The 25,041-nt window shown below is 52.9% G+C and carries 21 protein-coding genes and 4 tRNA genes; 14 read left to right on the forward strand and 11 right to left on the reverse strand.

What is annotated here, in order from left to right; all coding sequences use genetic code 11:
* Positions 1 to 400: 400 nt before the first annotated feature.
* The 6 genes from O1V65_RS20545 to aspA form a co-directional block, all read right to left on the reverse strand.
* Positions 401 to 1,324, reverse strand: coding sequence for a glycosyltransferase family 2 protein (locus tag O1V65_RS20545; RefSeq protein WP_081601466.1), 924 nt, complete (start codon positions 1,322 to 1,324; stop codon positions 401 to 403).
* A 489-nt stretch (positions 1,325 to 1,813) separates the two neighbouring features.
* Positions 1,814 to 1,889: transfer RNA gene (locus O1V65_RS20550), tRNA-Phe, on the reverse strand.
* A 131-nt stretch (positions 1,890 to 2,020) separates the two neighbouring features.
* The gene (gene dicD, locus O1V65_RS20555) at positions 2,021 to 2,596 is read right to left on the reverse strand and encodes a division control transcriptional repressor DicD (RefSeq protein WP_026110786.1); all 576 of its coding nucleotides are present in this window, start codon (positions 2,594 to 2,596) and stop codon (positions 2,021 to 2,023) included.
* 77 nt (positions 2,597 to 2,673) lie between these two features.
* Entirely contained in the window at positions 2,674 to 4,431 is a 1,758-nt protein-coding gene (locus O1V65_RS20560) for a protein-disulfide reductase DsbD (RefSeq protein WP_165428791.1), read from the reverse strand.
* 180 nt (positions 4,432 to 4,611) lie between these two features.
* Positions 4,612 to 5,913, reverse strand: coding sequence for an anaerobic C4-dicarboxylate transporter (locus tag O1V65_RS20565; protein ID WP_165428792.1), 1,302 nt, complete (start codon positions 5,911 to 5,913; stop codon positions 4,612 to 4,614).
* Positions 5,914 to 6,095: 182 nt separating this feature from the next.
* Complete coding sequence (gene aspA / locus O1V65_RS20570; protein ID WP_017493789.1) at positions 6,096 to 7,532, reverse strand: aspartate ammonia-lyase; 1,437 nt, start codon at positions 7,530 to 7,532, stop codon at positions 6,096 to 6,098.
* A gap of 367 nt (positions 7,533 to 7,899) precedes the next feature.
* On the opposite strand from aspA, the gene O1V65_RS20575 reads away from it, so the two are divergent.
* The 4 genes from O1V65_RS20575 (at position 7,900) to O1V65_RS20590 (ending at position 11,232) form a co-directional block, all read left to right on the forward strand.
* Positions 7,900 to 8,382 (forward strand): FxsA family protein, encoded by a 483-nt coding sequence (locus tag O1V65_RS20575; RefSeq protein ID WP_017493788.1) that lies wholly within the window; start codon positions 7,900 to 7,902, stop codon positions 8,380 to 8,382.
* A gap of 156 nt (positions 8,383 to 8,538) precedes the next feature.
* Positions 8,539 to 8,832 (forward strand): co-chaperone GroES, encoded by a 294-nt coding sequence (locus tag O1V65_RS20580; protein WP_017493787.1) that lies wholly within the window; start codon positions 8,539 to 8,541, stop codon positions 8,830 to 8,832.
* Positions 8,833 to 8,882: 50 nt separating this feature from the next.
* Positions 8,883 to 10,529 carry a chaperonin GroEL gene (gene groL / locus O1V65_RS20585; protein ID WP_017493786.1) on the forward strand — a complete coding sequence of 549 codons (1,647 nt, stop codon included), beginning with the start codon at positions 8,883 to 8,885 and terminating at the stop codon, positions 10,527 to 10,529.
* Positions 10,530 to 10,887: 358 nt separating this feature from the next.
* Positions 10,888 to 11,232, forward strand: coding sequence for a DUF4156 domain-containing protein (locus tag O1V65_RS20590; RefSeq protein WP_084912677.1), 345 nt, complete (start codon positions 10,888 to 10,890; stop codon positions 11,230 to 11,232).
* Between the two features lie 103 nt (positions 11,233 to 11,335).
* Here O1V65_RS20590 and epmB read toward each other — a convergent pair whose 3' ends face one another.
* On the reverse strand, positions 11,336 to 12,364 hold the full coding sequence (gene epmB / locus O1V65_RS20595) for an EF-P beta-lysylation protein EpmB (protein WP_026110778.1): 1,029 nt from the start codon (positions 12,362 to 12,364) through the stop codon (positions 11,336 to 11,338).
* A 40-nt stretch (positions 12,365 to 12,404) separates the two neighbouring features.
* Here epmB and efp point away from each other — a divergent pair, with 40 nt between their 5' ends.
* The 3 genes from efp to O1V65_RS20610 all read left to right on the forward strand — a co-directional run bounded on the left by efp (position 12,405) and on the right by O1V65_RS20610 (position 13,477).
* Positions 12,405 to 12,971: an elongation factor P gene (efp, locus tag O1V65_RS20600; RefSeq protein WP_017493725.1), complete on the forward strand. Its 567-nt coding sequence runs from the start codon at positions 12,405 to 12,407 to the stop codon at positions 12,969 to 12,971.
* Positions 12,972 to 13,077: 106 nt separating this feature from the next.
* Entirely contained in the window at positions 13,078 to 13,194 is a 117-nt protein-coding gene (locus O1V65_RS20605; RefSeq protein ID WP_376783578.1) for an entericidin A/B family lipoprotein, read from the forward strand.
* Between the two features lie 148 nt (positions 13,195 to 13,342).
* Complete coding sequence (locus O1V65_RS20610; protein WP_017493726.1) at positions 13,343 to 13,477, forward strand: entericidin A/B family lipoprotein; 135 nt, start codon at positions 13,343 to 13,345, stop codon at positions 13,475 to 13,477.
* 48 nt (positions 13,478 to 13,525) lie between these two features.
* Here O1V65_RS20610 and blc read toward each other — a convergent pair whose 3' ends face one another.
* The gene (gene blc / locus O1V65_RS20615; RefSeq protein ID WP_017493727.1) at positions 13,526 to 14,050 is read right to left on the reverse strand and encodes an outer membrane lipoprotein Blc; all 525 of its coding nucleotides are present in this window, start codon (positions 14,048 to 14,050) and stop codon (positions 13,526 to 13,528) included.
* Positions 14,051 to 14,157: 107 nt separating this feature from the next.
* Between blc and epmA the strand changes: the two genes are divergently transcribed.
* The 3 genes from epmA to O1V65_RS20630 all read left to right on the forward strand — a co-directional run bounded on the left by epmA (position 14,158) and on the right by O1V65_RS20630 (position 18,250).
* The gene (gene epmA / locus O1V65_RS20620) at positions 14,158 to 15,135 is read left to right on the forward strand and encodes an elongation factor P--(R)-beta-lysine ligase (protein ID WP_269129982.1); all 978 of its coding nucleotides are present in this window, start codon (positions 14,158 to 14,160) and stop codon (positions 15,133 to 15,135) included.
* 292 nt (positions 15,136 to 15,427) lie between these two features.
* Complete coding sequence (locus tag O1V65_RS20625) at positions 15,428 to 16,804, forward strand: nucleobase:cation symporter-2 family protein (RefSeq protein ID WP_269129983.1); 1,377 nt, start codon at positions 15,428 to 15,430, stop codon at positions 16,802 to 16,804.
* Between the two features lie 87 nt (positions 16,805 to 16,891).
* On the forward strand, positions 16,892 to 18,250 hold the full coding sequence (locus tag O1V65_RS20630) for an 8-oxoguanine deaminase (protein WP_269129984.1): 1,359 nt from the start codon (positions 16,892 to 16,894) through the stop codon (positions 18,248 to 18,250).
* A gap of 45 nt (positions 18,251 to 18,295) precedes the next feature.
* Here the strand turns inward: O1V65_RS20630 and mscM are convergent, their stop codons facing one another.
* The 3 genes from mscM to rsgA all read right to left on the reverse strand — a co-directional run bounded on the left by mscM (position 18,296) and on the right by rsgA (position 23,709).
* Complete coding sequence (mscM, locus tag O1V65_RS20635; RefSeq protein ID WP_017493731.1) at positions 18,296 to 21,628, reverse strand: miniconductance mechanosensitive channel MscM; 3,333 nt, start codon at positions 21,626 to 21,628, stop codon at positions 18,296 to 18,298.
* Positions 21,629 to 21,649: 21 nt separating this feature from the next.
* Entirely contained in the window at positions 21,650 to 22,555 is a 906-nt protein-coding gene (gene asd / locus O1V65_RS20640) for an archaetidylserine decarboxylase (RefSeq protein WP_017493732.1), read from the reverse strand.
* A gap of 116 nt (positions 22,556 to 22,671) precedes the next feature.
* The gene (rsgA, locus tag O1V65_RS20645) at positions 22,672 to 23,709 is read right to left on the reverse strand and encodes a small ribosomal subunit biogenesis GTPase RsgA (RefSeq protein WP_017493733.1); all 1,038 of its coding nucleotides are present in this window, start codon (positions 23,707 to 23,709) and stop codon (positions 22,672 to 22,674) included.
* A 109-nt stretch (positions 23,710 to 23,818) separates the two neighbouring features.
* Between rsgA and orn the strand changes: the two genes are divergently transcribed.
* From orn to O1V65_RS20665, 4 genes are all read left to right on the forward strand, one after another.
* Positions 23,819 to 24,364, forward strand: a complete 546-nt coding sequence (gene orn / locus O1V65_RS20650) for an oligoribonuclease (RefSeq protein WP_269129985.1) — start codon at positions 23,819 to 23,821, stop codon at positions 24,362 to 24,364.
* A gap of 204 nt (positions 24,365 to 24,568) precedes the next feature.
* Positions 24,569 to 24,644 (forward strand) — tRNA-Gly (locus O1V65_RS20655).
* A gap of 72 nt (positions 24,645 to 24,716) precedes the next feature.
* A tRNA-Gly gene (locus O1V65_RS20660) sits at positions 24,717 to 24,792 on the forward strand.
* A 99-nt stretch (positions 24,793 to 24,891) separates the two neighbouring features.
* Positions 24,892 to 24,967, forward strand: a tRNA-Gly gene (locus O1V65_RS20665).
* The last annotated feature ends 74 nt before the right edge of the window (positions 24,968 to 25,041 follow it).

The following is a 25,041-nucleotide window of genomic DNA, read 5'->3' on the forward strand; positions in this document are numbered from 1 at the left end:
CAAGCCCACATAAACCCGCCGCGTGCGGGTTTTTAATTATGGAGTTGTGATGAAGAATGCTAAACCTGTGAGACATAAATCACAATTTTCTGAGGGATTATTTACCCCCGTTTTACTTTTTCCAACATAAGCACTAAATGGATAACGCTAGGCGATATTTTTCTGTTTTAGACGCGGCCTTTTGCTGAGAGAGCGCACTATTTGTCAAGTTGATAACAGCAAAGCGTAATTTTAAAGTTAAAGATGAAAGTGAGTGATTTGATGAAGGACAACAGAAGTAAAGCGTGAAGATGCCGGGAAGGAGTATGGCTGAAAAGTGAACATCACGTCACGTTTGACCAAACACCAACTCCATGATTCACATCAGAATAGTGAGTGTTTTTTCTTGTTTCAACGCGAATTACCAGGAGCGAATAAGTTTTTTAACTTTAATTAGCTTACGTTTATAGCTAATTCTGACCGCCGGATGGAGTAAGAACGGCAGCGTATCAACTTCCTCGATATTCTGTTTTATCGAGCTTCTGTCTTTCCATTTTGAAATCGTTAAATGATTTCGATTTATAAATTCAATCCAATGGCAAACCTGAAGAAATTTATAATCACCTTTCAGGACTAATGACATTTGGTCCAGTCCATTACGGCAGAGTTTAATTTTCTCTTCATCGAGATCGCTGGATAATGTATTACCATGTTTGAAATACATATAAGGACCTGTGGAAGAGAAATAAATATCCTTGCAGCTTTTTAATACCTCGGGAAATACGAAGGCATCTTCGTAGCAAATATAATTCGGAAATTTGCAGCGTAAAAGAATACTGCGCTTAATAAACTTGCCGATAAAGTGGGCCTGAAACGCCTGGTGAATGAGGTATTTCTTGATGGCAATATCGGTGGTGATCTGCTTGAGCTGCATAGGCTCGTGGTTCACCGGTGAAGAGCTGTCACGGACCTCGGTCAGCTTGGTTATCAGCATGTCTGGCTCGTTGGTGGTCAGGAAATTGATAATTTCCACCAGGGAGTCGGGTTTGAGCTGGTCGTCGCCGTCAACCATGGTGATGTAGTCACCACGGGCCTGTGAGACACCGAAGTTCCTGACTTTACCGATGTTTTTAAAAGCGACGTTATACTGAACGACATTACTGCGGCCCGCGGCAAAGGCTTCGAAAAGGGCGGGCGTGTCGTCGGAAGAAGAGTCATTAATCAGCACGAGTTCGCACTGAGGGAATTTATCCCCCATAGCTACCTGGATAGAGTTGAGGCAAGCTGTTAGGTACTTCGCACAGTTGTGCGCAGTCACGATAACACTCAAATCATAGTGTTTCATTGTTATAATTTCTTAGGTTGCTAAGGTAATTGTTCTGTTCAGTCACTGCGTCATTAAGCATTTTAGCACTCCGCATCATGTCTGTCTTTCAGGTAATTAAACCAAGTCCAACTTAGATTAAGACAATAAAACGACGCCATCATTCATTTATTCTTTGCATGAAAGATAAAATTTTCAGTGTTTGACGAATATTTCAGAAAAAGAGTCTAACACGGTTAATCATAATAATAGTAGTTCTGACGCGTTTCGAGGGCTATGGGAAAAGGTTTAAATCTGTTTGCTATTGGTCAATGCGGGTATGATACGAAAGCGGGTTGATTTTTCAGTGAAAGCGGAGAATGGGCGCGGGCTTTTTAATAAAAAAATTACAAATCGTCTGCCGTGTACCGGGGGGCTGAGGGCGTTCTAAGCGGGAAAACTAAGAAAGTTTAATGCAGAGTCTGTCGCTCTAAAAGCAAAAAACCCGCCATAGGCGGGTTCTTCAGAATATGGTGCCCGGACTCGGAATCGAACCAAGGACACGGGGATTTTCAATCCCCTGCTCTACCGACTGAGCTATCCGGGCAACGGGGCGCATTAAACCGTATTGCCCCTGCGCCGTCAACGCATTTATGCATTTAAACCTTCAAAACCTGACTGACTGCTGGCTTTTCAGACAAAAATCACAGAGCTGGGGCAAATTTCGTCATTTTGAACTCAGGAAAGCGCACCGTGCTCACGACAGCGGGCGACGTTAAGCACGTCTTCAGCCAGTCTGCTTGCCACTTCAACGTCGTGAAGCTGGCGTTTGACTAATAGTCGGCTTAGACAGCCTTCAAGAATGAGCTCCATCTGGTGGGCAACCATTTCTGGGTCATCAGAACCCATTTCCTGTAGTAAAGACAGAGTGTAGTTGAATGAGGCTGTTTTCTGCTGTTCGGCTAACTGGTGAATTGGAGATTCCCTGTCGGGATAAAAGCTGCACGCAGCGATAAACAGGCATCCTGGGTAGCGGCTCTGCCTGACCTGTTCATTAAGTACTTTATAACGTGCCAGCAGCTTCTGAGGCGGCGTCAGCGTCTCATCTAACAGTAACTGACGACGCCAAACCTCAATTTGCTCTCCGTGGTGTCTGAGGCTGTCATAGAGCAGTGCCTCGGCGTCCGGCCAAAAAAGCTTTAGCTCGTTTAAAGGGACATCGACCAGGTCGGCTACCGACTCTAAAGACATTGTTGCCAGACCTCGTTGTTCCAATAGGTTGAGCGTTTGGTCTAGAACCTGTTCTCTTAGCACTTTTTTCCTCCTCAAAACTGGCGCTAATGGCGTTCACAGGGTGCTTCACCGCCAATAGCTCTGGGTATTAGTGTCGTTTAAGGCTGGGTATTGTGCAAATGCGCGCTAAATTCGCCGCTGTTCATAAAGCCGGTGACGCGCGACTGAGGGAGCTCTTTACCGTCCGGTCCAAAAAACAGAATGGTCGGCAGTCCCAGTACATTCAGGCGTTTGAGCAGAGCGGCCTGCTCAGAGCTATTCTGCGTCACGTCGGCCTGCAACAGCAGCGTGTTGGCAAGCGCTTCCTGAACCTGTGGCGAGGTAAAGGTATATTTATCAAACTCTTTGCAAGCGACACACCAGTCGGCGTAGAGATCAAGCATCACGCGGCGGCCCCTGGCCTGCTGAAGAGCCGCATTAAGTTCGTCAACGTTATGGATCTTATCGAACTTAAGGGTAGGGCTGGCGGCCTCGTTCGTTACCGGCGCCGAGAAGACCCAGTCTTGCAGCGGACGGCTGACTATCAGGGCGGCGGCGAGAAACACCAGTTGTAGTACTCGGAAAACGCCGCGCGAACTCTTCATGCTGAGTTGCAGCGCCCAACCAAAGAAGGCTATGCCCAGAATGCTCCACAGGCGCAGGCCCCAGGTGTCGCCAATCACTCTCTCAAGCAGGAACACCGGCAGCGCAAGAATTACGAAACCAAAGCCTTCCTTTACGTAATCCATCCACGGCCCGCTGCGCGGCAGCAGGCGGTTGCCGAACAGCGTGGCGGCAATAAGTGGGATCCCCATACCGAAGGCATAAAGGTACAACGTCCCTGCGCCTGCCCACGGATTTCCGCTTTGGGCGATATACAGCAGAATGGCGCTGAGCGGTGCGGTAGTGCAGGGTGAACAGATAAGCCCGGCAATCGCGCCCATCACAAACACGCCAACCAGCGAGCCGCCTTTTTGACCGTTGCTCATCAGCGCAAGACGGGTTTGTACGGAAGAGGGCAGTTGCAGGCTGAAGAGTCCAAACATCGAGAGCGCCAGCGCAATAAACATCACCGACAGGGCAATCAGTACCCATGGACTTTGCAGGGCGGCCTGGAATTGCAGGCCCGCGACGGCCACCACGACGCCAAGCAGGGTATAGGTCAGCGCCATGCCCTGAACGTAGAGCATGGCCAGTAGGAAAATCCGCTTCAGGCTATGCGGGCGCTCACGGCCTAGAATAATGCTCGAAATCAGCGGATACATCGGCAAGACGCACGGCGTAAAGGCAATGCCTATGCCGATAATCAGCGCCCAAAGCGGCGAGAAAGGCAGCGGCGTGGGCTGAGGTGTCGTTTGCACCGCGACAGGCACCGCTGAGAAAGCAGGGTGGGTTGGGGCAACAAAGTCTGGCGCGTTGGCGGAAACCTGACTCAGCGGGATCTCTCGCGTCTCCGGCGGATAGCAGAACCCGGCGGCGGCGCATCCCTGATACGTTACGCGAACCTTGGCATTGGCCTTTGCTTCACGCAGCGGAATGGCAATGTTGAGGTTGTTTTTATAGATTTCCGAATCGCCGAAGAATTCGTCATGATGAGCGATCCCTTTTGGCAAAATAAACGCGGCAAGTGTGGCATTTTCGGCGACGATGTCGATTTTTTGACGATAAAGATAGTAGCCGTCACGAATTTGCCAGTTCAGGGCGAGATCCGAGCCTTTTTGCGAAAAATCGAAGGTAAACGCCTGATCGACCGTGACAAAATGCGGCGTATTAGATCCACCAAAAAATGAGGCCTGGCTGGCGGTGGGCAAAAAGGTCAGGCTGCACAGCAGCAGACAGCAAAGTTGGAAGAATTTTTTAAGAAACGGGTAATCCATCACGGGAGCATTTTCTCTTGTATTAAGCCTTTCTGATAAGGCGCTGCGTCTTTCCATCGCCTGTTTTTCAACCCGCCATTATACCCTTCATGGCGGGTTGGGAGAACGTCAGCTGAGCATGATTAAGGCTCTTTACCGAGAAAATAAGCTAAACCAGAGACATAGCGCAGGGTAAAACTGTTAAAGAATAATGCTGCCTAGCGCAAAACTGAAAATGACGGACAGCACGATCGCCAGCGTCCCCGGAATAAAGAACGGATGATTAAAGACCAAGCGCCCGATGCGCGTGCTGCCGGTATCATCCATTTGCACGGCGGCGACCAGGGTCGGATAGGTCGGCAGAATAAACAGGCCTGATACCGCAGGGAAGGCAGCAACGGCGGTCAGCGGCGATACGCTCAGCGCCAACGCCAGCGGCATCAGCGCCTTGGCTGTGGCTGCCTGAGAGTAGAGCAGCGCCGAGCTGAAGAAGAAAATCACCGCCAGCAACCAAGGGTGTGACTGAATCAGGCCACCCGCCGTCTCTTTTATCCAGCCGAGGTTGGCCTGCACAAAGGTGTCGCCGAGCCAGGCTACGCCCAAAATACAGAGGCAGGCGCTCATACCGGCCTTGAAGGTGCCCGACGAGAGGATAAGATCGGTATCAACCTTGCACATCAAGGTGATAATCGTCGCGACGCTCAGCATGATGATTAAAATGGCGCTATTGGTGGTCATGATTGGCGTGGTTATCAGACCCATTCCTGGGCTGCTTATCACCGCGTAGGCGACGACCGATAAAACCCCAAGCAGGAAGATACCCACCGAGGCTTTGGCGCGTGGTTTTACCTCAAGCACCTTGTTGCCGCGCAGGCTAATGAGCCCTTCTTTGAAACGCTTTTGATAGACGGGATCATCATGCAGTTTGGAATCAAAAAAGAGGCTAATAATCAATGAGGTCAGCACAATAGCGCACAGCGTTGAAGGCATAAGCACCATTAAAAGATGCAGATAGCTGATGCCGTGACCTTCCATGACTGATGACATATATACCACGGCGGCAGAAATTGGCGACGCGGTGATGGCAATCTGCGCCGCGACGACCGCCGTTGACAGCGGACGGCTGGGCTTGATGCCTTGCTCCTTGGAAACCTCGGCAATGACCGGCAGCGCCGACAGCGAGATATTGCCCGTTCCCGCCAGCACGGTTAGGAAATAGGTCACTATTGGTGCCAGTAGGGTGATGTGTTTAGGATTACGGCGCAGCAGTTTTTCGGTTTGCAGCACCAGATAGTCCATTCCTCCTGCGACCTGCATAGCGGAAATCGCGGCAATAACGGCCATCACAATAGAGATGACGTCGAAAGGGATAGTCCCGGGTTTTACGCCTGCCAGCGCAAGCGCCAAAACGCCCAACCCGCCCGCGAAGCCGATACCTACGCCGCCGAGACGTGCACCCAGAAAGATGGCGGCGAAGACGATGACCAGTTCAAGAATTACCATAATCACTTTTCCAATTATTATTTTTTACTGCATTTACCAGAAGAATCGAAGTTGAATTATTAATGAATTGGCGAGCGAAGGCAGGGTTTTTTTCTATAAAAGAAGGGGCACGGAGTTCAAAAGACCTCCGCGCCCCCCATTACGCTTATAAACAGTAAGGTTTAGCGGTTAAGGCTGGCTGATTATTGCTCGTTTTCGTCGGTGTAGCGTTTGGCTTTGTAGGCCGGGTGCATCAGGTTCTCAACCGAGAAGATATCGTCCAGCTCGGCTTCAGTCAGCAGCCCGCGCTCAAGAACCACTTCACGCACGCTCTTGCCGGTTTCTGCACAGATTTTACCGACGATATCGCCATTGTGGTGGCCGATGAACGGGTTCAGGTAGGTGACGATCCCTATCGAGTTAAAGACGTAGAATTCGCACACTTCCTTGTTGGCTGTAATGCCGTTGATGCATTTTTCCAACAGGTTGTAGCAGGCGTTGGTCAAGATATGGATAGACTCAAACATGGCCTGGCCAATCACCGGTTCCATCACGTTCAGCTGTAGCTGGCCTGCTTCGGCGGCCATGGTAACGCACATGTCGTTGCCGATAACTTTGAAACAAACCTGATTCACCACTTCTGGAATGACCGGGTTTACCTTGGCTGGCATGATGGAAGAACCCGCCTGCAGCTCCGGCAGGTTGATTTCGTTCAGACCGGCACGCGGACCCGAAGACAGCAGGCGCAGGTCGTTACAGATTTTCGACAGCTTAACCGCCAGACGTTTAAGCGAGCTGTGCACCATCACGTAAGCACCACAGTCGGACGTCGCTTCAATCAGGTCTTCGGCCGGAATACACGGCAGGTTGCTGACTTCGGCCAACTTCTGCACTGCCAGCACCTGATAACCTTCTGGCGTGTTCAGGCGTGTCCCAATAGCGGTCGCGCCGAGGTTAACCTCTAGCAGCAGCTCGCCGGTGCGCAGCAGGTTGCGCGTTTCTTCTTTCAGCAGCACGTTAAACGCATGGAATTCCTGGCCCAGCGTCATGGGTACCGCGTCCTGAAGCTGAGTACGGCCCATCTTCAGGATTTTTTCAAATTCGACCGCTTTACGCTCGAAGCCGTCGCCCAGCTGCGCGATAGCATCGACCAGCTTAAGCAATGAGGCATAGACGGCCAGGCGGAAGCCGGTCGGATAAGCGTCGTTGGTTGACTGGCACTTGTTGAGGTGGTCGTTGGGATTAAGGAACTGGTAGTCGCCTTTTTGGTGGCCCATTAGCTCGAGGCCAATGTTTGCCAGAACCTCATTGGTGTTCATGTTTACGGAAGTACCGGCACCGCCCTGAAAAACGTCGATTGGGAACTGATCCATACATTTCCCTTTATCTAACACTTCATCGCAGGCTGCGATGATGACGTCGGCGATTTTGCGTGGGATGGTTTGCAGCTCTTTATTGGCGAGAGCGGCCGCTTTTTTTACCATCACCATGCCGCGAACAAACTCCGGCACATCGCTTATCTTAGTGTTACTGATATAAAAGTTTTCAACAGCGCGCAGGGTATGAATACCCCAGTAAGCATCGGCGGGAACTTCACGTGTACCCAGCAGATCTTCCTCGATACGAATCGTATTTGACATGAGAACCTTCTTTTTGGTGCTAAACAGTTACAGGCTGATTAGAGTTATGTTACGGACGCTGGATAAAATAAAATATTACACCACTTAGCTCGGCCGCGGGTGCGATCATATGCTGCTTATGGCGAAATGCACGCACTAAGTCCATCCCACAGGGGCTTTGTGACGAGAGGTTTAGATTTCTGTGAAATTTCTCACAATTAATTACCCCAACCCAATTAAATATCGCCAACAGGTTGAAATTGCCTCTTAACGATACCATCTCACTGTTGTCAGTCTTCATAGGATAACCCTATGGGACCCCCATTATAGAGTTCTGAATCGACGCCTGACAGGGCACTTCAGGGCTTGTCATCACAAGGAGAGCGCAGTGCGCTGGTTACCTCTGCTTCTGTTATTTCTGTTGGCTTACATTGAAATAACCTTATTTATCAAAGTCGCCTCTGTCATCGGCGTGGCGTTTACCCTGCTGCTGGTGGTCTTTACCTCCTGCGTGGGCGTGTCGCTTGTGCGCAATCAAGGTATGAAAACTATCTTCCAGCTACAGCAAAAGCTGGCGTTGGGCGAAAGTCCGGCCGCCGAGATGGTGAAAAGTGTTTCTCTGGTGCTGGCTGGTTTTCTGCTTGTGGTACCGGGATTCTTCACCGATCTCCTTGGCCTGCTGCTGTTGCTGCCGCCGGTGCAGAAATCTCTGACCCTGAAGCTGATGCCCCACCTGAATATCTATCGCCCCGGTGGCGCAGGCCCGGCGACGGGCAATACCTTTGACGGAGAATTCCAGCGTAAGGACGAGCCCACCGAGCGTCTGGTATCTCAAATTGATGAAGACCGTCAGGATCATAAGGATCGCTAAGTTTGCGGATAAAGAAAATTCAAAAAAATTTTCTTTTCTGCCCTTGAAGGGGCGCGTAATGCCCCCATTAATCAAACCACGAGGTCAGGATAGGCTTTCTACCTGGCGTTCAACCCTAAATTATTAGATATGGACCTGCTCACAGGAGAGTTATCAATGAAAATTCGTCCATTGCATGACCGCGTTATCGTCAAGCGTAAAGAAGTTGAAACCAAATCTGCTGGCGGCATCGTTCTGACTGGCTCCGCCGCTGCTAAATCTACTCGTGGCGAAATTCTGGCCGTCGGTCATGGTCGCATTCTGGAAAACGGTGAAGTGAAAGCGCTGGACGTGAAAGTTGGCGACATCGTCATCTTCAACGACGGTTACGGCGTTAAAGCTGAGAAGATCGACAATGAAGAAGTGTTGATCATGTCAGAGAGCGACATTCTGGCAATCGTTGAAGCCTAATCGTCTCGTCACCCCATTTTCTGAACTGAACGAATTTAAGGGAAATTATAATGTCAGCTAAAGATGTAAAATTCGGTAACGACGCCCGCGTAAAAATGCTGAACGGCGTTAACATTCTGGCTAACGCAGTTAAAGTGACCTTAGGCCCTAAAGGCCGTAACGTCGTTTTGGACAAATCTTTTGGTGCGCCAACGATTACTAAAGACGGCGTTTCTGTTGCGCGTGAAATCGAACTGGAAGACAAGTTCGAAAACATGGGCGCTCAGATGGTGAAAGAAGTTGCGTCCAAAGCTAACGATGCTGCGGGTGACGGTACTACGACTGCAACCGTGCTGGCTCAGGCCATCATCACCGAAGGTCTGAAAGCTGTTGCTGCCGGTATGAACCCAATGGACGTTAAGCGCGGTATCGACAAAGCTGTCGTTAACGCGGTTGAAGAGCTGAAAAAGCTGTCCGTTCCTTGCTCTGACTCTAAAGCTATCGCTCAGGTTGGTACTATTTCTGCCAACTCCGACGAAACCGTGGGCAAACTGATTGCTCAGGCGATGGAAAAAGTAGGCAAAGAAGGCGTTATCACCGTTGAAGAAGGCACTGGCCTGATCGACGAGCTGGACGTTGTTGAAGGTATGCAGTTTGACCGCGGCTACCTGTCTCCTTACTTCATCAACAAGCCAGAAACTGGCGCTGTTGAACTTGAAAGCCCGTTCATCCTGCTGGCCGACAAAAAAATCTCCAACATTCGCGAAATGCTGCCAGTTCTGGAAGCCGTTGCTAAAGCCGGTAAACCACTGCTTATCGTTGCAGAAGACGTTGAAGGTGAAGCACTGGCAACGCTGGTTGTTAACACCATGCGTGGCATCGTGAAAGTTGCTGCTGTTAAAGCACCAGGCTTCGGCGACCGTCGTAAAGCTATGCTGCAAGACATCGCAACCCTGACCGGCGGTACCGTAATCTCTGAAGAGATCGGTATGGAGCTGGAAAAAGCGACCCTGGAAGACATGGGTCAGGCTAAGCGCGTTGTTATCAACAAAGACACCACCATCATCATCGATGGTATCGGTGACGAAACCACCATTCAGGGCCGCGTAAATCAGATCCGTCAGCAGATCGAAGAAGCGACCTCTGACTACGATAAAGAAAAACTGCAAGAGCGTGTGGCTAAACTGGCAGGCGGCGTTGCCGTTCTGAAAGTGGGCGCAGCGACTGAAGTTGAAATGAAAGAGAAGAAAGCACGCGTTGAAGATGCCCTGCACGCTACCCGTGCTGCGGTTGAAGAAGGCGTGGTTGCCGGTGGTGGTGTTGCGCTGATCCGCGTTGCTCACAAACTGGCTGGCCTGAAAGGCGACAACGAAGACCAGACCGTAGGTATCAAAGTTGCACTGCGTGCAATGGAAGCACCTCTGCGTCAGATCGTTATCAACGCCGGTGAAGAAGCTTCTGTTATCGCCAACAACGTGAAAGCGGGTGAAGGCAGCTACGGCTATAACGCTTACACCGAAGAATACGGCGATATGATCGCGATGGGTATCCTGGATCCAACTAAAGTTACCCGTTCTGCTCTGCAGTACGCGTCTTCTGTAGCTGGCCTGATGATCACCACCGAGTGCATGATTACCGACCTGCCTAAAGACGACAAAGTCGACATGGGCGGCGCTGGCGGTATGGGTGGAATGGGCGGCATGGGCGGCATGATGTAATCATCCCCCGGCAGTCTTTCTGCTGCGTTCTGACTGGGCTTCGGCTCGGTCAGCACTAAAGAAGCCCGGCCTTTAAGGTCGGGTTTTTTTATGGATGGTTTTCAGGGTTTAGTCTGCCGTCTGCTTAGCGAACGCTTAAATGTGAAGTGATTCTGAAATTTGTACCTTTATTTTGTGGTGTTAAGTAAGATAAGTCTCATCGTCCTGATTAAATAACGTGTAAACTATGGGCACGCTCTGCCACGGGTTCGTGTCAGATAATGCGTTGAATTTTAGGTAAACTCGGCAACGGATGCCTTAGATTGCGAAATGTTATCTGATAGGCGTTAGGTACTTCTCAAAACAAATGGGGAAAGAGATGCGGATTAAAATGTTGCTTGGCCTTTCGGCAGTCATGCTGCTGGCGGGTTGCAGCACAGCAAATCAATTAAGCTCTGCCGGTCAACAGGTGAAATTCACCGACGAAAAACCGAGCAGCCAGTGTCAGGCTCTGGGAACCGTGACCGGTGCTCAAAGCAACTGGTTGTCAGGGACCTCCGGTGACGGCAGCTCCATGCGCGGCGCGGCAAACGATTTGCGTAACAAGGCGGCGGCACTGGGCGGCAATACCATTTATGGTGCCAATAGCCCAACGCAGAATATCTTCTCCAGCTTTGCACCGCTGGACAGCAAAATGGTCGGTCAGGTTTATAAGTGCCCATAAGCGGCCACAACCGATAACCATAGCCAATAAAAAAGGGATGCCAACGGGCATCCCTTTTGCTTGGCATCAATCTGCGCAGACTCCGAAAAAATTCAGTGAAAAATCAGGATTGCGTCAGACCTAAGTCCAGCGGCGTCTTGCTCGGCTGCCCACCAATCTCGCGGGTGAGGGTGGGCACCAGATAACCCGATACGCGACTCAGCAAACCTTTGATAAGCGCTCTTGCCTCGTCATCCTCGACCATAAAGTGCGCCGCGCCCTGCACCTTGTCCAGCACGTGGATGTAATACGGTAAAATGCCCGCATCAAACAGCGCATTGCTCAGCGTCGCCAGCGTCTCGACGTTGTCGTTCACGCCGCGCAGCAACACGCTTTGGTTGAGCAGCGTCACACCGGATTTTTTCAGACGCGCCATACTGTTTCTCAGCTCGTCATCAATTTCATTAGCGTGATTGATGTGGGTCACCATCAGGACCTGCAGCCTGGACTCACGCAGGCGCTCACAGAGCCCCTGCGTGATGCGAGCAGGGATAACCACCGGTAAACGGCTGTGAATACGCAGACGTTTAATGTGTGGAATGGCTTCCAGCTCGCTGATGAGCCAGTCGAGTTCGTGGTCTTTTGCCATCAGCGGGTCACCACCGGAGAAAATTATTTCATCCAGTTCCGGCTGAGTGCGGATATACTCCAGCGCCTGAGACCAATTATTTTTGTTTCCCTGGTTGTCCTGATAGGGAAAGTGGCGTCTGAAGCAGTAGCGACAGTTCACCGCACAGCCGCCTTTGACCAGCAGTAGTGCGCGATTGCGATACTTGTGCAGCAGCCCCGGTACCACGCTTTTTTGTTCATCGAGCGGGTCGGTGCTAAAGCCGGGTGCCGCGATAAATTCTTCGCGCGCAGTCAGAACCTGCAAAAGTAAAGGGTCTTGTGGACATCCCGGCTGCATGCGCGCAACAAACGCGCGCGGCACGCGCAACGGGAACAAACGACGGGCTTCGCGGCCCTGCTGCAGTTCTGCATGATCGTTAAGTGCCAGAAGAGTAAGCAGTTCGTCCGGGTCTGTAATAACATCGCCGAGTTGATACAACCAATCTTCTCTAAATGGCGTATTTAGGGTTACAATGTGTGCCATTTTTTTGGCTAAGCTACCAGTTTAAAATTAGAGGGCCATTATGGCGACTTATTCTAGCAACGATTTCCGTCCGGGTCTTAAAATCATGTTCGAAAGCGAGCCTTACGCTATCGAATCAAGTGAATTTGTAAAACCGGGCAAGGGTCAGGCTTTCGCACGCGTTAAGATGCGTCGTCTGCTGACCGGTTCTCGCGTAGAGAAAACCTTCAAGTCTACCGACTCTTGCGAAGGTGCGGACGTTGTTGATACCAACATGAACTACCTGTACAACGACGGTGAGTTCTTCCACTTCATGCACCCTGAGACTTTCGAGCAGCACGGTGTTGAAGAGAAAACCGTAGGTGACGCGGCTAAATGGTTGCAGGACAATGCGGAATGTATCGTGACTCTGTGGGACGGTCGTCCTATCGCAGTTCAGCCACCGAACTTCATCGAAGCTGAAATCACCGAAACTGACCCAGGCCTGAAAGGTGACACTGCCGGTACCGGCGGTAAACCAGCGACTCTGTCTACTGGCGCAGTTGTTAAGGTTCCATTGTTCGTACAGATCGGTGAAGTTGTTCGTGTTGATACCCGTTCTGGCGAATACGTTTCTCGCGTTAAGTAATTTTCGCGCAGACGTATAACGCATAAGGCGCTGCGGTGGCCAGGCTGCCGCGGTGCTTACGTTCGACCCTTTGAATTTTTGGAATACGTTTACAATGTTGAAGAGAATGTTGTTTATCGTGGTTTCAGTGCTGGCACTGGCAGCGTTAAGCGGATGCAATACGGTTCACGGTTTTGGTGAAGACGTGTCACACCTCGGCGGAGCCATTTCCCGAGCAGGCTGACTTAGGTCGGCCTTTTTTTCGCCGAGTATCCACGTTTCTGCACTTGTTCTTATTTGTCCGAAATTTCATCAACTCGCTCCACTCCGCGCCAATTTTAACTACACTTAGAGCGTTATACTTTACATTCTCTTATAGGAAGGATTTTTATATGCTGAAGAAAAGTATTCTCACCCTCGTGTCAGTTATCGTTCTCTCAAGCCTGTTAACCGCCTGCAACACGACGCGCGGCGTGGGTGAAGACATTTCTGCCGGTGGTCACGCCGTTTCCAGAGCTGCACAGTAATTGCTAACTGGGTGACGCCGATTTGCCGTGTCACCCGATTTAGCTCGCCTAAGGCTGTTTAACCCACACCAGTTTATCGGTATCAAAACCATAGCGCTGCGCGGTTTCCAGCAAATGCTGTTTTACCCCGGCATCAAGCTGAGGCGTTCGTGAGAGGATCCACAGATAGCTTTTATCCGGTCCACACACCAGCGCGTACTGATAGTCTTTGTCGAGCTCAATCACGTTGTAGCCGCCATAAAACGGCCCAAAGAAGGAAACCTTGAGTGCGGCGCGTGAGGTTGGGCCGGTGAAATAGCCTTTTCCTTCACTCTGCTGCCATTTGTTTTTCGCCGGGTTGAATCCGCGGTTGATCACCTTCACGCCGCCGTCGTTGCGCAGGCTGTAATTGGCGGTGACCTGCTCCATGCCCCTTTCGAAGCCGTGATCCAGCCGCGCCACCTCATACCAGGTGCCCAGATAGCGATTTAACTCGAAGTTATTGACCACTTTGACGTTGTCAGGCGGATTAATGCTACAACCGACTGAAAGTAATGCAGAAATAAATACACCTAATTTTGCCCAGATTCGCATAGTCGTCCCTTTCTCACGTTAAGCCTTAAGTGTAGCCAACGGAAATTTGTTTGCCTGCGGGGATGCGAGTAGACTGCATGCCCTGTCTGATATCGGAGTAAATCATCATGAGCGAAACAGCAAGCTGGCAACCCAGTGCATCTATCGCCAATTTGTTGAAGCGTGCGGCAATCGTAGCTGAAATTCGACGTTTTTTCAGCGATCGTGGCGTTCTGGAGGTGGAGACACCGACCATGAGCCATGCAACGATCACCGACATTCACCTGTTTCCTTTTGAGACGCGCTTCGTCGGCCCCGGTGCCGCCGAGGGCATGACGCTCTACATGATGACCAGCCCAGAGTATCATATGAAACGCCTGCTGGCCGCGGGCAGTGGTCCTATTTATCAGATGGGCCGCAGTTTTCGCAACGAAGAGGCCGGTCGGTATCATAATCCCGAATTCACCATGCTCGAGTGGTATCGCCCACGCTATGACATGTATCGCCTGATGAATGAAGTGGATGACCTGCTGCAACAGATCCTCGACTGCGACAGCGCCGAAACGGTCTCCTATCAGCAGGTGTTTATCCGCCATCTTGACGTCGACCCTTTGTCTGCCGACAAAGCGCAACTGCGTGAAGCAGCCGCCAAGCTGGATCTTTCCAACATTGCCGATGAAGAAGAGGATCGTGACACGCTGCTCCAGCTGTTGTTCGCGATGGGCGTTGAACCGCATATCGGGCGAGAAAAGCCGACTTTCGTTTACCATTTCCCGGCGACGCAGGCGTCCCTGGCCGAAATAAGTACCGAAGACCACCGCGTTGCCGAGCGTTTTGAGGTCTACTACAAAGGCGTTGAGCTAGCCAACGGATTCCGTGAATTGACCGACGGCAACGAGCAGCGTCAGCGCTTTGAGCAGGACAACCGAAAGCGCGCCGCACGCGGCCTGCCGCAGCATCCTATCGACAACAATCTGCTGGATGCCTTGAAGCACGGCATGCCGGAGTGTTCCGGTGTTGCGCTGGGCGTCGATCGCCTGATTATGATTGCGCTAGGTGCCGACAGCATCGCCGACGTATTGGCTTTCCCCGTTACCCGCGCCTGATATTCTCGCGCAGCGATAAGAAATCCTGTCCCTGTGGGTCAGGATTTTTTTTATCTACAAATCTTGCCTTGTGGCGGTGCTTTGCACATTCATAGTGCGAATCTATGAGGATTTCACGTCTGATGAAACAAAAGTATGCAAATTAGTATTTTATGATTTTAAAGTTTCAGTAAAAAATTATGCGAAAAATACATTATTTTTCATTGAGTTATACAAGTTACGCTTAGTTTTTTACCGAATGGCCTGGTTTATGCATTAAAGGGGTAATACTCCCTTATCGCGGAACCACGTTATGTCAGAATCCAATGAAAAAGAGCTGCTCTATGGGCTGGAAGCCCGCATCGCTCCTGCGACTGCGTTTTTCACCGCCGTACAACACCTGCTGGCAAGTGTGGTTGGGATCATCACTCCGCCGCTGATCATTGGGTCGGTACTTGGGCTTAATGCCTACCTGCCTTATCTGATAAGCATGTCGCTGCTGGCTTCCGGGATAGGCACCTTTATTCAGGCACGCCGTATCATGGGGATCGGCGCAGGAATGATCTGCCTGCAAGGAACCAGTTTTGCTTTTCTGGGCGTGATCCTCTCCGGCGGCTTTCTGGTGAAAAGTCGCGGTGGCTCGCCGGAAGACATCATGGCGATGATCTTCGGCGTTAACTTTGTTGCCGCCTTTATTCCGCTGTTGATCAGTCGTTTCACCGGTCAGCAGCGCCGTGTATTTACACCGCTGGTGACCGGAACTGTCATCGTGCTTATTGGTATCAGCCTTATCAAGGTGAGCATCACCGATTGGGGCGGTGGCAACGGCGCAGCCGACTTTGGCGCACCGGCTAACCTTGGGCTTGGGGCATTAACCCTGCTGGTGATTGTTATTCTTAACCGCATTCCCGTGCGTGCGCTGCGCCTGTCTGCCATCGTGGTCGGTATTGCCGTAGGTTGCCTCGCCGCCGCGTTGACCGGCCATCTGACCTTCAAGACGCTACAGGGGAGCTGGTTTGAGTTGCCGCGCCTGTTCCGCTTTGGTTTCCATTTCGACTGGACTGTCTTCGTGCCGATCGCGTTGGTCTCTTTCATCAGCATTCTCGAGGCAGTCGGTGACCTGACCGCCAACTGCATGCTGTCGCAGCAGCCGATTGAGGGGGAGGCTTTCCGCAAGCGTCTGAAGGGCGGGATTCTAGCTGACGGTGTGAGCTGCATGATTGCGGCAATGTTATCCTCTTTCCCAAATACGACTTTCGCGCAGAATAATGGCGTTATCCAGATGACCGGCGTAGCCAGTCGCCGCGTGGGGCTCTATATCGGCGTTTTACTTGTGGTGCTAGGCCTTTTCCCGGCTATCGGTGGCCTGTTGCAGCAAATTCCCGCACCGGTGCTGGGGGGAGCAACGCTGGTGATGTTCGGCAGTGTGGTAGCCGCGGGTATTCGTATTATGACTCAGGCACCGCTTGGCCGCCGCGAGATGCTGATTATCGCTATTTCATTGGGGATCGGGCTGGGAATCGAAGCCGTGCCTGAAGTCCTTAAACAGTTCCCACAGGTCGTGGGCAATATCTTTGGTCATGCGGTGACCAGCGGTGGAATTGTCGCTATGTTGCTGAATTTCCTGATGCCAATGGAAAAAACTACCGCGACGGTCATTGAGCCAGTGAAATCGATTAAAGCAAACTGATATCCTGCGCTGCGGCGCCCCTGGATCAGCAGACAGGGCATAACTGAGCTGGCTAACCTTATGATTATCAACTTAAAGGAGCCAGTTATGTTGACGCAACGTACTTGGATCAAAAACCCTCTCGCCGTTTTCACCGCCAACCAGCTCGACGCCGCCGGCGGTCTCGTTATTGAAGGCTCACGCATCGCCGAGCTGCTGTCCGCGGGGCAGCAGCCAGCGCGGCCGGTAGACAGTGTCATTGACGCCGCCGAATGCGTGCTGCTGCCGGGTCTTATCAACACCCATCACCACTTTTATCAGACGCTGACGCGAGCCTGGGCACCAGTGGTCAATGCCCCGCTATTCCCGTGGTTAAAACAGCTTTATCCCGTGTGGGCCCGTCTCCAGCCTGAAGCGCTGGCGTTAGCGAGCCGCGTTGCAATGGCCGAGCTGCTGCTCTCTGGCTGTACCACGACCACCGACCATCACTATCTGTTTCCGCAGGGGATGGAAGAGGCCATCGACGTTCAGGTCGAGGTGGTCGGTGAATTGGGCATGCGCGCCTTATTGACTCGCGGCTCGATGAGCCTCGGGGAAGACGACGGCGGTCTGCCGCCGATGCATACGGTGCAATCCGCCGAGGTGATTCTGGAAGACAGCCAGCGGCTGATTCAGCGCTATCACCAGCGCGGCGAGGGAGCCTGGATGCAAATCGCGCTGGCGCCTTGCTCGCCGTTCTCCGTGACCCCCGATATCATGCGAGAAAGCGCCGCGATGGCGCAGCGCGAGGATGTCCGTCTGCACACCCATCTGGCCGAAACGCTGGACGAGGAGCAGTTTTGCCTTGAGCGCTTTGGCCTGCGCACGGTCGACTATCTCGACAGCGTCGGCTGGCTCAGCGATAGGACCTGGCTGGCTCATGGGATCCATTTCAACGAAGAAGAGATCCGCCGACTGGGCGCTGCGGGTACCGGCATTTGCCACTGCCCGGTATCTAACATGCGGCTGGCGTCAGGCATGTGTCCAACGCGGGATCTCGAGGCGGCAGGGGCATCGATCGGCCTTGGCGTGGATGGATCCGCCTCAAACGACGCCTCAAACCTGATGTATGAGGCGCGGCAGGCGCTTTATCTCCAGCGTCTGCGTTACGGAACAGAATACGCCACGCCGGAGCGGATCCTAGGCTGGGCAACGCGGGGATCTGCACGGGTCATTGGCCGTGAGGATATCGGGCAGCTTGCGGTGGGTAAACAGGCGGATCTGGCGTTATTTAGGCTGGACGAGCTGCGTTTTAGCGGAAGTCATGACCCGATCGCCGCGCTGTTGCTGTGTGGGGCAGAACGCGCTGACAGCGTGATGGTCGGCGGAAAGTGGCGCGTACGTGAGGGGCAAATTGTCGGCCTGGATGTGAAGTCGCTGATAGCCCGGCATCGTCATACTGCGAAGCGACTGTTTGCCGACATTTAAGGTGCAGGCTCCCTGTGCGTGATATGCAGGGAGCCAACAGGGGCTTTAGAGGTCGCCCGGCGATCGTGGACCGGCGCTGCTGATCGTGGCGTTGCTGCCGTTTTGGCCGCGATGCAACGTCTCCATGCGGACCTGGAAAGGCGGGAATGGCAGAATAATGCCATGCTCGCGGAACCCGGCCAGAATCAGCTGGTGGATTTCATGACGCAGCGGCATACGGTGCGCCATTTCTGCGGCGTGCATACGCAGCTCGAAGATCTGAATACCCTGTTGCAGGTCGACCAGATACGCCTCTGGAGCCGGTGTATCCAGCACCAGCGAACATTTGCGCGCCGCCTGGGTAAGAATAGACGTCACCTCTTCGCTGTTTGCCTCTACCGGTGCGGGCACCGTCAACACCACGCGCGTGACGGAGTCCGACAGCGACCAGTTGATAAACTGCTCGGTGATGAACGCCTTGTTTGGCACGATGATCTCTTTGCGGTCCCAGTCGACGATGGTTGTCGCTCGGGTATTAATCTTGGTCACGCTGCCGGTCAGATTACGAATAGTCACCGTATCGCCGATGCGGATAGGCTTTTCAAACAGGATCATCAGGCCTGAAATAAAGTTGGCGAAGATCTCCTGCAAACCAAAGCCCAGCCCCACGCCCATCGCCGCGACCAGCCACTGCAGCTTGCCCCATTCGATGCCAAGCATCGAGAACCCGGTCAGCCCACCTATCAGCAATACCGCGTATTTGGTGATAGTCAGCGCCGCATAACCGGTGCCCGGCGTCAGATCCAGATGCTGTAACAGCGCCAGCTCGAGCAGGGCGGGCAGGTTACGCACCAGCTGGGTGGTGATGATCAGAACCAGAATGGCGATCAGCACGTGGCCCAGCGTGATCGGCTGCATGCTCTCGACGCCCTGGGTGGTCGAGGAAACGTCCCACAGCTTGATGTTCTCGAGGAAAGAGAACGCCGAATGGATTTCCGACCACAGGAAAATCAACGACACCAGCGCAACCATCGCCAGCAGTGAACGTACCAGACGCAGAGACTGGGCGCTGATGGCGTCGAGATCGACCACCGGCTCCTCGATTTCAATCGCCCCTTCATTGCTGTTTACCTGCTGTTCCTCTTCACCGCGCGCACGCTGCGAGAGGATTTCGGCACGGCGCTGTTTGGCGCGTTCGAAGGCAATTTTACGGCGTTGAATCAGCATCCAGCGGCGGATGATGTGGTAAATGACCAGCAGCAGGAACCAGATGGCCAGCGACGTTTCCAGACGCGCCAGAAGCGCCTGTGAGGTCGCCAGATAGCCGAGCATTGAGGCAAAGGCCGCAATCAGCGGTGCACTCAGCATCAACCACCAGAGCGTGCTGTTCAGCAGGTTCTCGCCGTTGCCCTGCTTGTCGAGATACAGCGGAATACCGGCACGTTTCAGGCTCTGCGTCACCAGACTCAGCAGTACGCAAAGAATGATAAAGCACAGTCTTCCCAGCGTGTTGGAGAACTCGCGGTCGTTGAGATTATCGAAGGTTATCAGCGCCATAATCAACGGCACGACCAGCCAGATTGACAGCGAGTAGTAGCGCAGCGCACGCGAAACGCGGCGCTGCGGCCAGTTGAAGTGGGTGATGAACAGCCCTTTCGGATGCGCCAGATAGTGGCTTATCATAAACAGCCACAGTACCGGCAGCGCGGCGGTCACGCCGTCACCGATGGCGACCGCTATCGGGAATGGCCACGCGCTTTGCAGGCCGTAACCCAACGCCGCCCACAGCACTGGCAGGGGCAGGGCGACCAGAATCGACCAAAATACCGTGCGGGCGGTGAGCGAGAAGTGGTCCTGAGTGACCTTGCCAACGCGGCTGCTGGCACGGTCAAGGAAGTTGTAGTAGTGGCGACGGGAGCTGATGCTGACAATCACCAAAATCAGTGCGCCAAACAGCGGCAGCAGCGTTTCTTTGCTGGTAACCATCATCACCGAGGCTTTGCCCAGCTGCGAGAGTGTATCCAGCGACAGCAGACGATTCAGGTCGTGCATGGTTTGTAGCGGATAATTGAAGCTCAGCGGGCTGACGTCGGCGACCCAGAACAGATAGCGGTGCGCGGCGTCATTAATGTCTTTAAGCGCGTCAACCAGCTGGGTATTGGCGACCTTGAGCTTGGTCAGCTCAAGAATTTGGGTGTCACACCCTGAAAGCAGCGAGTTGAGCAAATCGGTCTGCGTTTTCAACTGCGCTTGAAGAATTTTTTGCTGTGCGGCGCTCAGCGGTTGGCCGTCGTCCTGACGCCCCTGGCGGTACTGCTGCTGTTTACCGAGTAAGTCTTCATAGTGCAGCCGCTGCACCCGCAGCTGACCCATCTCACCGTCGAGCTGCTGTGGTTTTGGCATTTCAGGCAGCTTGGCAACCTGGGCACGCAGGGTTTCACCGAGCAGCGGCGATGCGTCGAGCCACTGCGCCTGCTCGCGGATGGTGCTCAGTGCCTGACGAACCTGCAATGTTTGCGCGGCGGCCTGACGTTGCTGGGAGGAGATGAGGTCCATGCGCTGCGCCTGCTGGTTTAGCGCCAGCGAAAGCTCGCGGTTGGCCTGCAACTGTTGGGTAATCGATTTCGGCAGCTCACCGCTCTGCTCGGCCAGTTGCTCAGTTTTTTCAAGCGCATTTTCGGCCTCGCGCTGGCGCTGGCTGTTGAGATTGTTGCGCAGCGTTTGCAGCAGTTCATCGAGACGATCGTGACGCGTCTTATACAGTTCAGCGCGGATACGCGACAGTTCCTGACGATTACTCGCAGAAAGCTGTGCCAACTCAAGCTCGTCGACGCGCGCCTTGCGGGCGGCAGATTCTGCCTGTAACGCCTTGGCTTGAGCCTGCGCCAGCGGAGAATTGCTCTTGGTGAGATTTTGCAGGCGTTGATCGACGTCGGCCAGTGCGTTGCGGGCCTCAGACTGCTGCTGTGGAAGTTGACTCAGGGAATCACTTATCTCCCGCGAACGGTCCTGCTCCTGGCGCAGCTGGCGTGCTTCTTCGAGCAGCTGGCTGCTGACCTGCAGGATCTGCTGGTCAAGCTCAGCGCTTGAGAGGCTGTCGTCCACCGGCAGCGCTTTTTCACTCTGGGTTTTTAGCTCCTGACGCAGGCTCTGCGTCAGGCGCGGAAAGTCGTCGATGACCGTCTGGTATTGTCCTGAGCGGGCGAGGGAAGCACGTGCCTCACCCATCCAGTTAATCGCATTTTGCAGCAACTCGACGATCTGCGCCTGATTGGCCGTATCCTTACTGGATTGGGCTTGTTTTAGCTCTTGCTGGAGCTGGTCTTCTGAAAGCGCTGCGTTGGCATACAGTGGCAGCGCCAACAGCAAACTCAGCAACAGGGTTGAGATCAGGCGCACGACAATTTCCTTTCAACAAACTTAAATAACGTTCTCGGCAGAGACCGGTTCGACGGCGTGTGGGCGCAACGCCTCGGCAAAAGGTTCGCCCATGCGCGTTACGGTGCCGTTTTTCAACTGTGGCATAAATTCGACCTGATTGGCGGCAAAAAGGTTGATAACGGTTGAACCGAGCTTGAAGCGGCCCATTTCCTGGCCTTTTTCCAGCGCGATCGCGCCTTCTTCACCGGCAGCAGGGTAGGTCCAGCGTTTGATAATACCTTCACGCGGCGGGGTAACCTGACCAGACCATACGGTTTCGATGCTGCCCACGATGGTCGCGCCAACCAGGATTTGTACCATTGGGCCAAATTCAGTATCGAACACGCAGATGACGCGTTCATTGCGTGCGAACAGATTAGGCACATTCGCGGCGGTCAGCGGGTTAACCGAGAACAGGTCGCCCGGTACGTAGGTCATCTCGCGCAGTACGCCGTCGCACGGCATGTGAACGCGGTGGTAGTCGCGCGGGGCCAGATAAGTGGTTGCAAACAGGCCTTCTTTGAACTGTTCAGCCAACTGATAGTTGCCGGCCAGCAGCGCTTCGAGAGTGTAGAAATGGCCTTTAGCCTGGAACAGCTTGCTGTCGACAATCGCACCCAGCTGGCTTATTGCGCCGTCGGCAGGCAGGCACAGCATGTCCAGCCCGCTGACAACAGGGCGAGCGCCATCGCGCAGCGGACGCACGAAGAATTCATTAAAGGTTGGGTAAGCCGAAAAGTTCGGGTCCAGTGCTTCTTTCATATCAACTTTGTAATAGCTGGCAAAAGCTTTGATTACCCACTGGGTCAGCATCGCGGCGCGGCGTTCTGCACCCCAGCCTGCAAGTCGGGTCAGCCCTTGTTTAGGAAGTAAGTATTGAAGTTTTATTTTGATCCTATCCAGCACGGGGAGCCTCTTAAAGTATCGTCTGCCGCACTAAGCGACAGATCGTAGGAAATAAAAAAATGAAAAATAAATAGCCAAAAACTAACCGGCAATTGTACTGAAATTACCGGCGTTTTTTAAAGTTCATCGAAGTTTTTACGCGTTTTTACATCGGCCATGCTTTCGAGAATACGGTGATAGTTGTCAAAACGCTCCTCGGCAATCTCGCCTTTGTCGACGGCTTCACGAATTGCACAGCCCGGATCGCTGCCGTGTTTACAGTCGCGGAACTTGCAGTAGCCCAGATAAGGGCGGAACTCGACAAAGCCCTGGGTAATTTGCTCAGGGGCAAGGTGCCACAGGCCGAATTCACGCACGCCCGGGGAGTCGATGACGTCACCACCGTGCTGGAAGTGATAAAGCCGCGCAGCAGTAGTGGTGTGCTGGCCGAGCCCCGAGTTATCCGAGACATCGTTAACCAGAATCTGTTGGTCGCTCGGTGGCAGCAGCGCGTTCAGCAGGCTCGATTTACCCACGCCCGACTGACCGGCAAAGATGCTGATGCGGTCGGTCAGCGCGGCGATAAATTCCGGCATGCCTTCACCGGTATAGCTCGACACTTCAAGGACGCGATAGTTGATGTGGCGATAGATATCCATCATTTGTGCCACGAATTTACGGCTTTCGTCGTCCAGCAGATCGATTTTGTTCAGCACGATCAGCGGCTCGACCTCAACGGTTTCGCAGGCCACCAGATAGCGGTCGATGATGTTGAGTGACAGCTCGGGCAGGATGGCCGAGACAATCACAATCTGATTGATGTTAGCGGCAATCGGTTTAACGCCATCGTAGAAATCTGGACGTGTCAGTACCGACGTGCGTTCATGCACGGCTTCAACGATACCTTTGACGCTGGCGTTCTCGCCGGAGCGCCATACGACGCGGTCGCCGGTAACCAGCGAACGGATGGTCCGACGGATGTTGCAGCGGTGCTGGCTGCCGTCGGAAGCTTCAACGTCGGCGTGCATCCCGAAACGGCTGATGACCACCCCCTCTTGGGGTTCGCCGTGCAGGGAGTCGTCCAGCTCTTTACGTTTGTCGGTCTTAGTCAGACGACGTTCGTGGTTGGCGTTAACGCGACGTTGTTGCCCTTTTGACAGTTTTATCTTAGTCACTGCGCCTCACTTGACTGGCTTTAATCGCTCGTTGCGACCAAAACGTCTATGATACCAGCTATTTCGTATTAATTAACCGTTGTGGGACTTTTCATGACTGGAGCTATTTATGTCAGCGAGTGATAACAATCTAATTTGGATCGATTTGGAAATGACCGGCCTCGATCCGCAGCGCGACCGTATCATCGAAATCGCAACGTTAGTGACAGACGCCAATCTGAATATTCTGGCCGAGGGGCCGGTGATGGCGGTGCATCAGTCGGAAGCACAGCTTGCCTTGATGGACGAATGGAACGTGCGTACGCACACCGGAAGCGGATTAGTGGAACGCGTCAAGGCCAGCCCTTATGACGAACAGGCCGCCCAGCAGAAGACTATCGAGTTCCTGAAACAGTGGGTTCCGGCAGGTAAATCTCCTATTTGCGGCAACAGCATCGGTCAGGATCGCCGTTTCCTGTTCAAGTACATGCCGGAGCTGGAGTCTTACTTCCATTACCGTTACCTTGACGTCAGTACGCTGAAAGAGCTCGCGCGTCGCTGGAAGCCAGAAGTGCTCGACGGCTTTACCAAGCAGGGAACGCATCAGGCGATGGACGATATTCGCGAGTCAGTGGCCGAACTGGCCTACTATCGCGAAAACTTTATCAAGCTGTGATAACGGGCTAAAATATTTTTTCGTCTGATTTACGGCGTTAAAAGTAAAAAATTGCTGGTTAATTGAACGCCTTGCTCTTTTAATCAGCACTTGAACGATTTATTGAATAAAAACGGTTTTTTTTGGGAAAGGGGGCTTGCGGGACGAAAGATTTCTCGTATAATGCGCACCCCGTACCGATGAAGAATTTCGTTAGTACGCAGAGCGGGAATAGCTCAGTTGGTAGAGCACGACCTTGCCAAGGTCGGGGTCGCGAGTTCGAGTCTCGTTTCCCGCTCCAAATTTTTTTGATTGGCTTTCAAAGTTTTATCAAAGAAAAATAGCAGTAAAGAAAACAGTAGCACCATGCGACGCGGGAATAGCTCAGTTGGTAGAGCACGACCTTGCCAAGGTCGGGGTCGCGAGTTCGAGTCTCGTTTCCCGCTCCAAACTTTTCAAATGTTGTAGTTGTCGAAAAGTAGATGTCTCTTCAGACGAAGAGAATTTACAAGACGAAATTTACAACCGATGCACATTGCATCTCCTAAGCGGGAATAGCTCAGTTGGTAGAGCACGACCTTGCCAAGGTCGGGGTCGCGAGTTCGAGTCTCGTTTCCCGCTCCAATTTTCTTCTTCAAATCACTAAGCCAGTCACCATGCCCTCTCGGGGCCTTTTTCGTCGTTTAAAAAAATGACTT

The organism is Rouxiella badensis, assembly GCF_026967515.2.
Lineage (GTDB): Bacteria > Pseudomonadota > Gammaproteobacteria > Enterobacterales > Enterobacteriaceae > Rouxiella > Rouxiella badensis.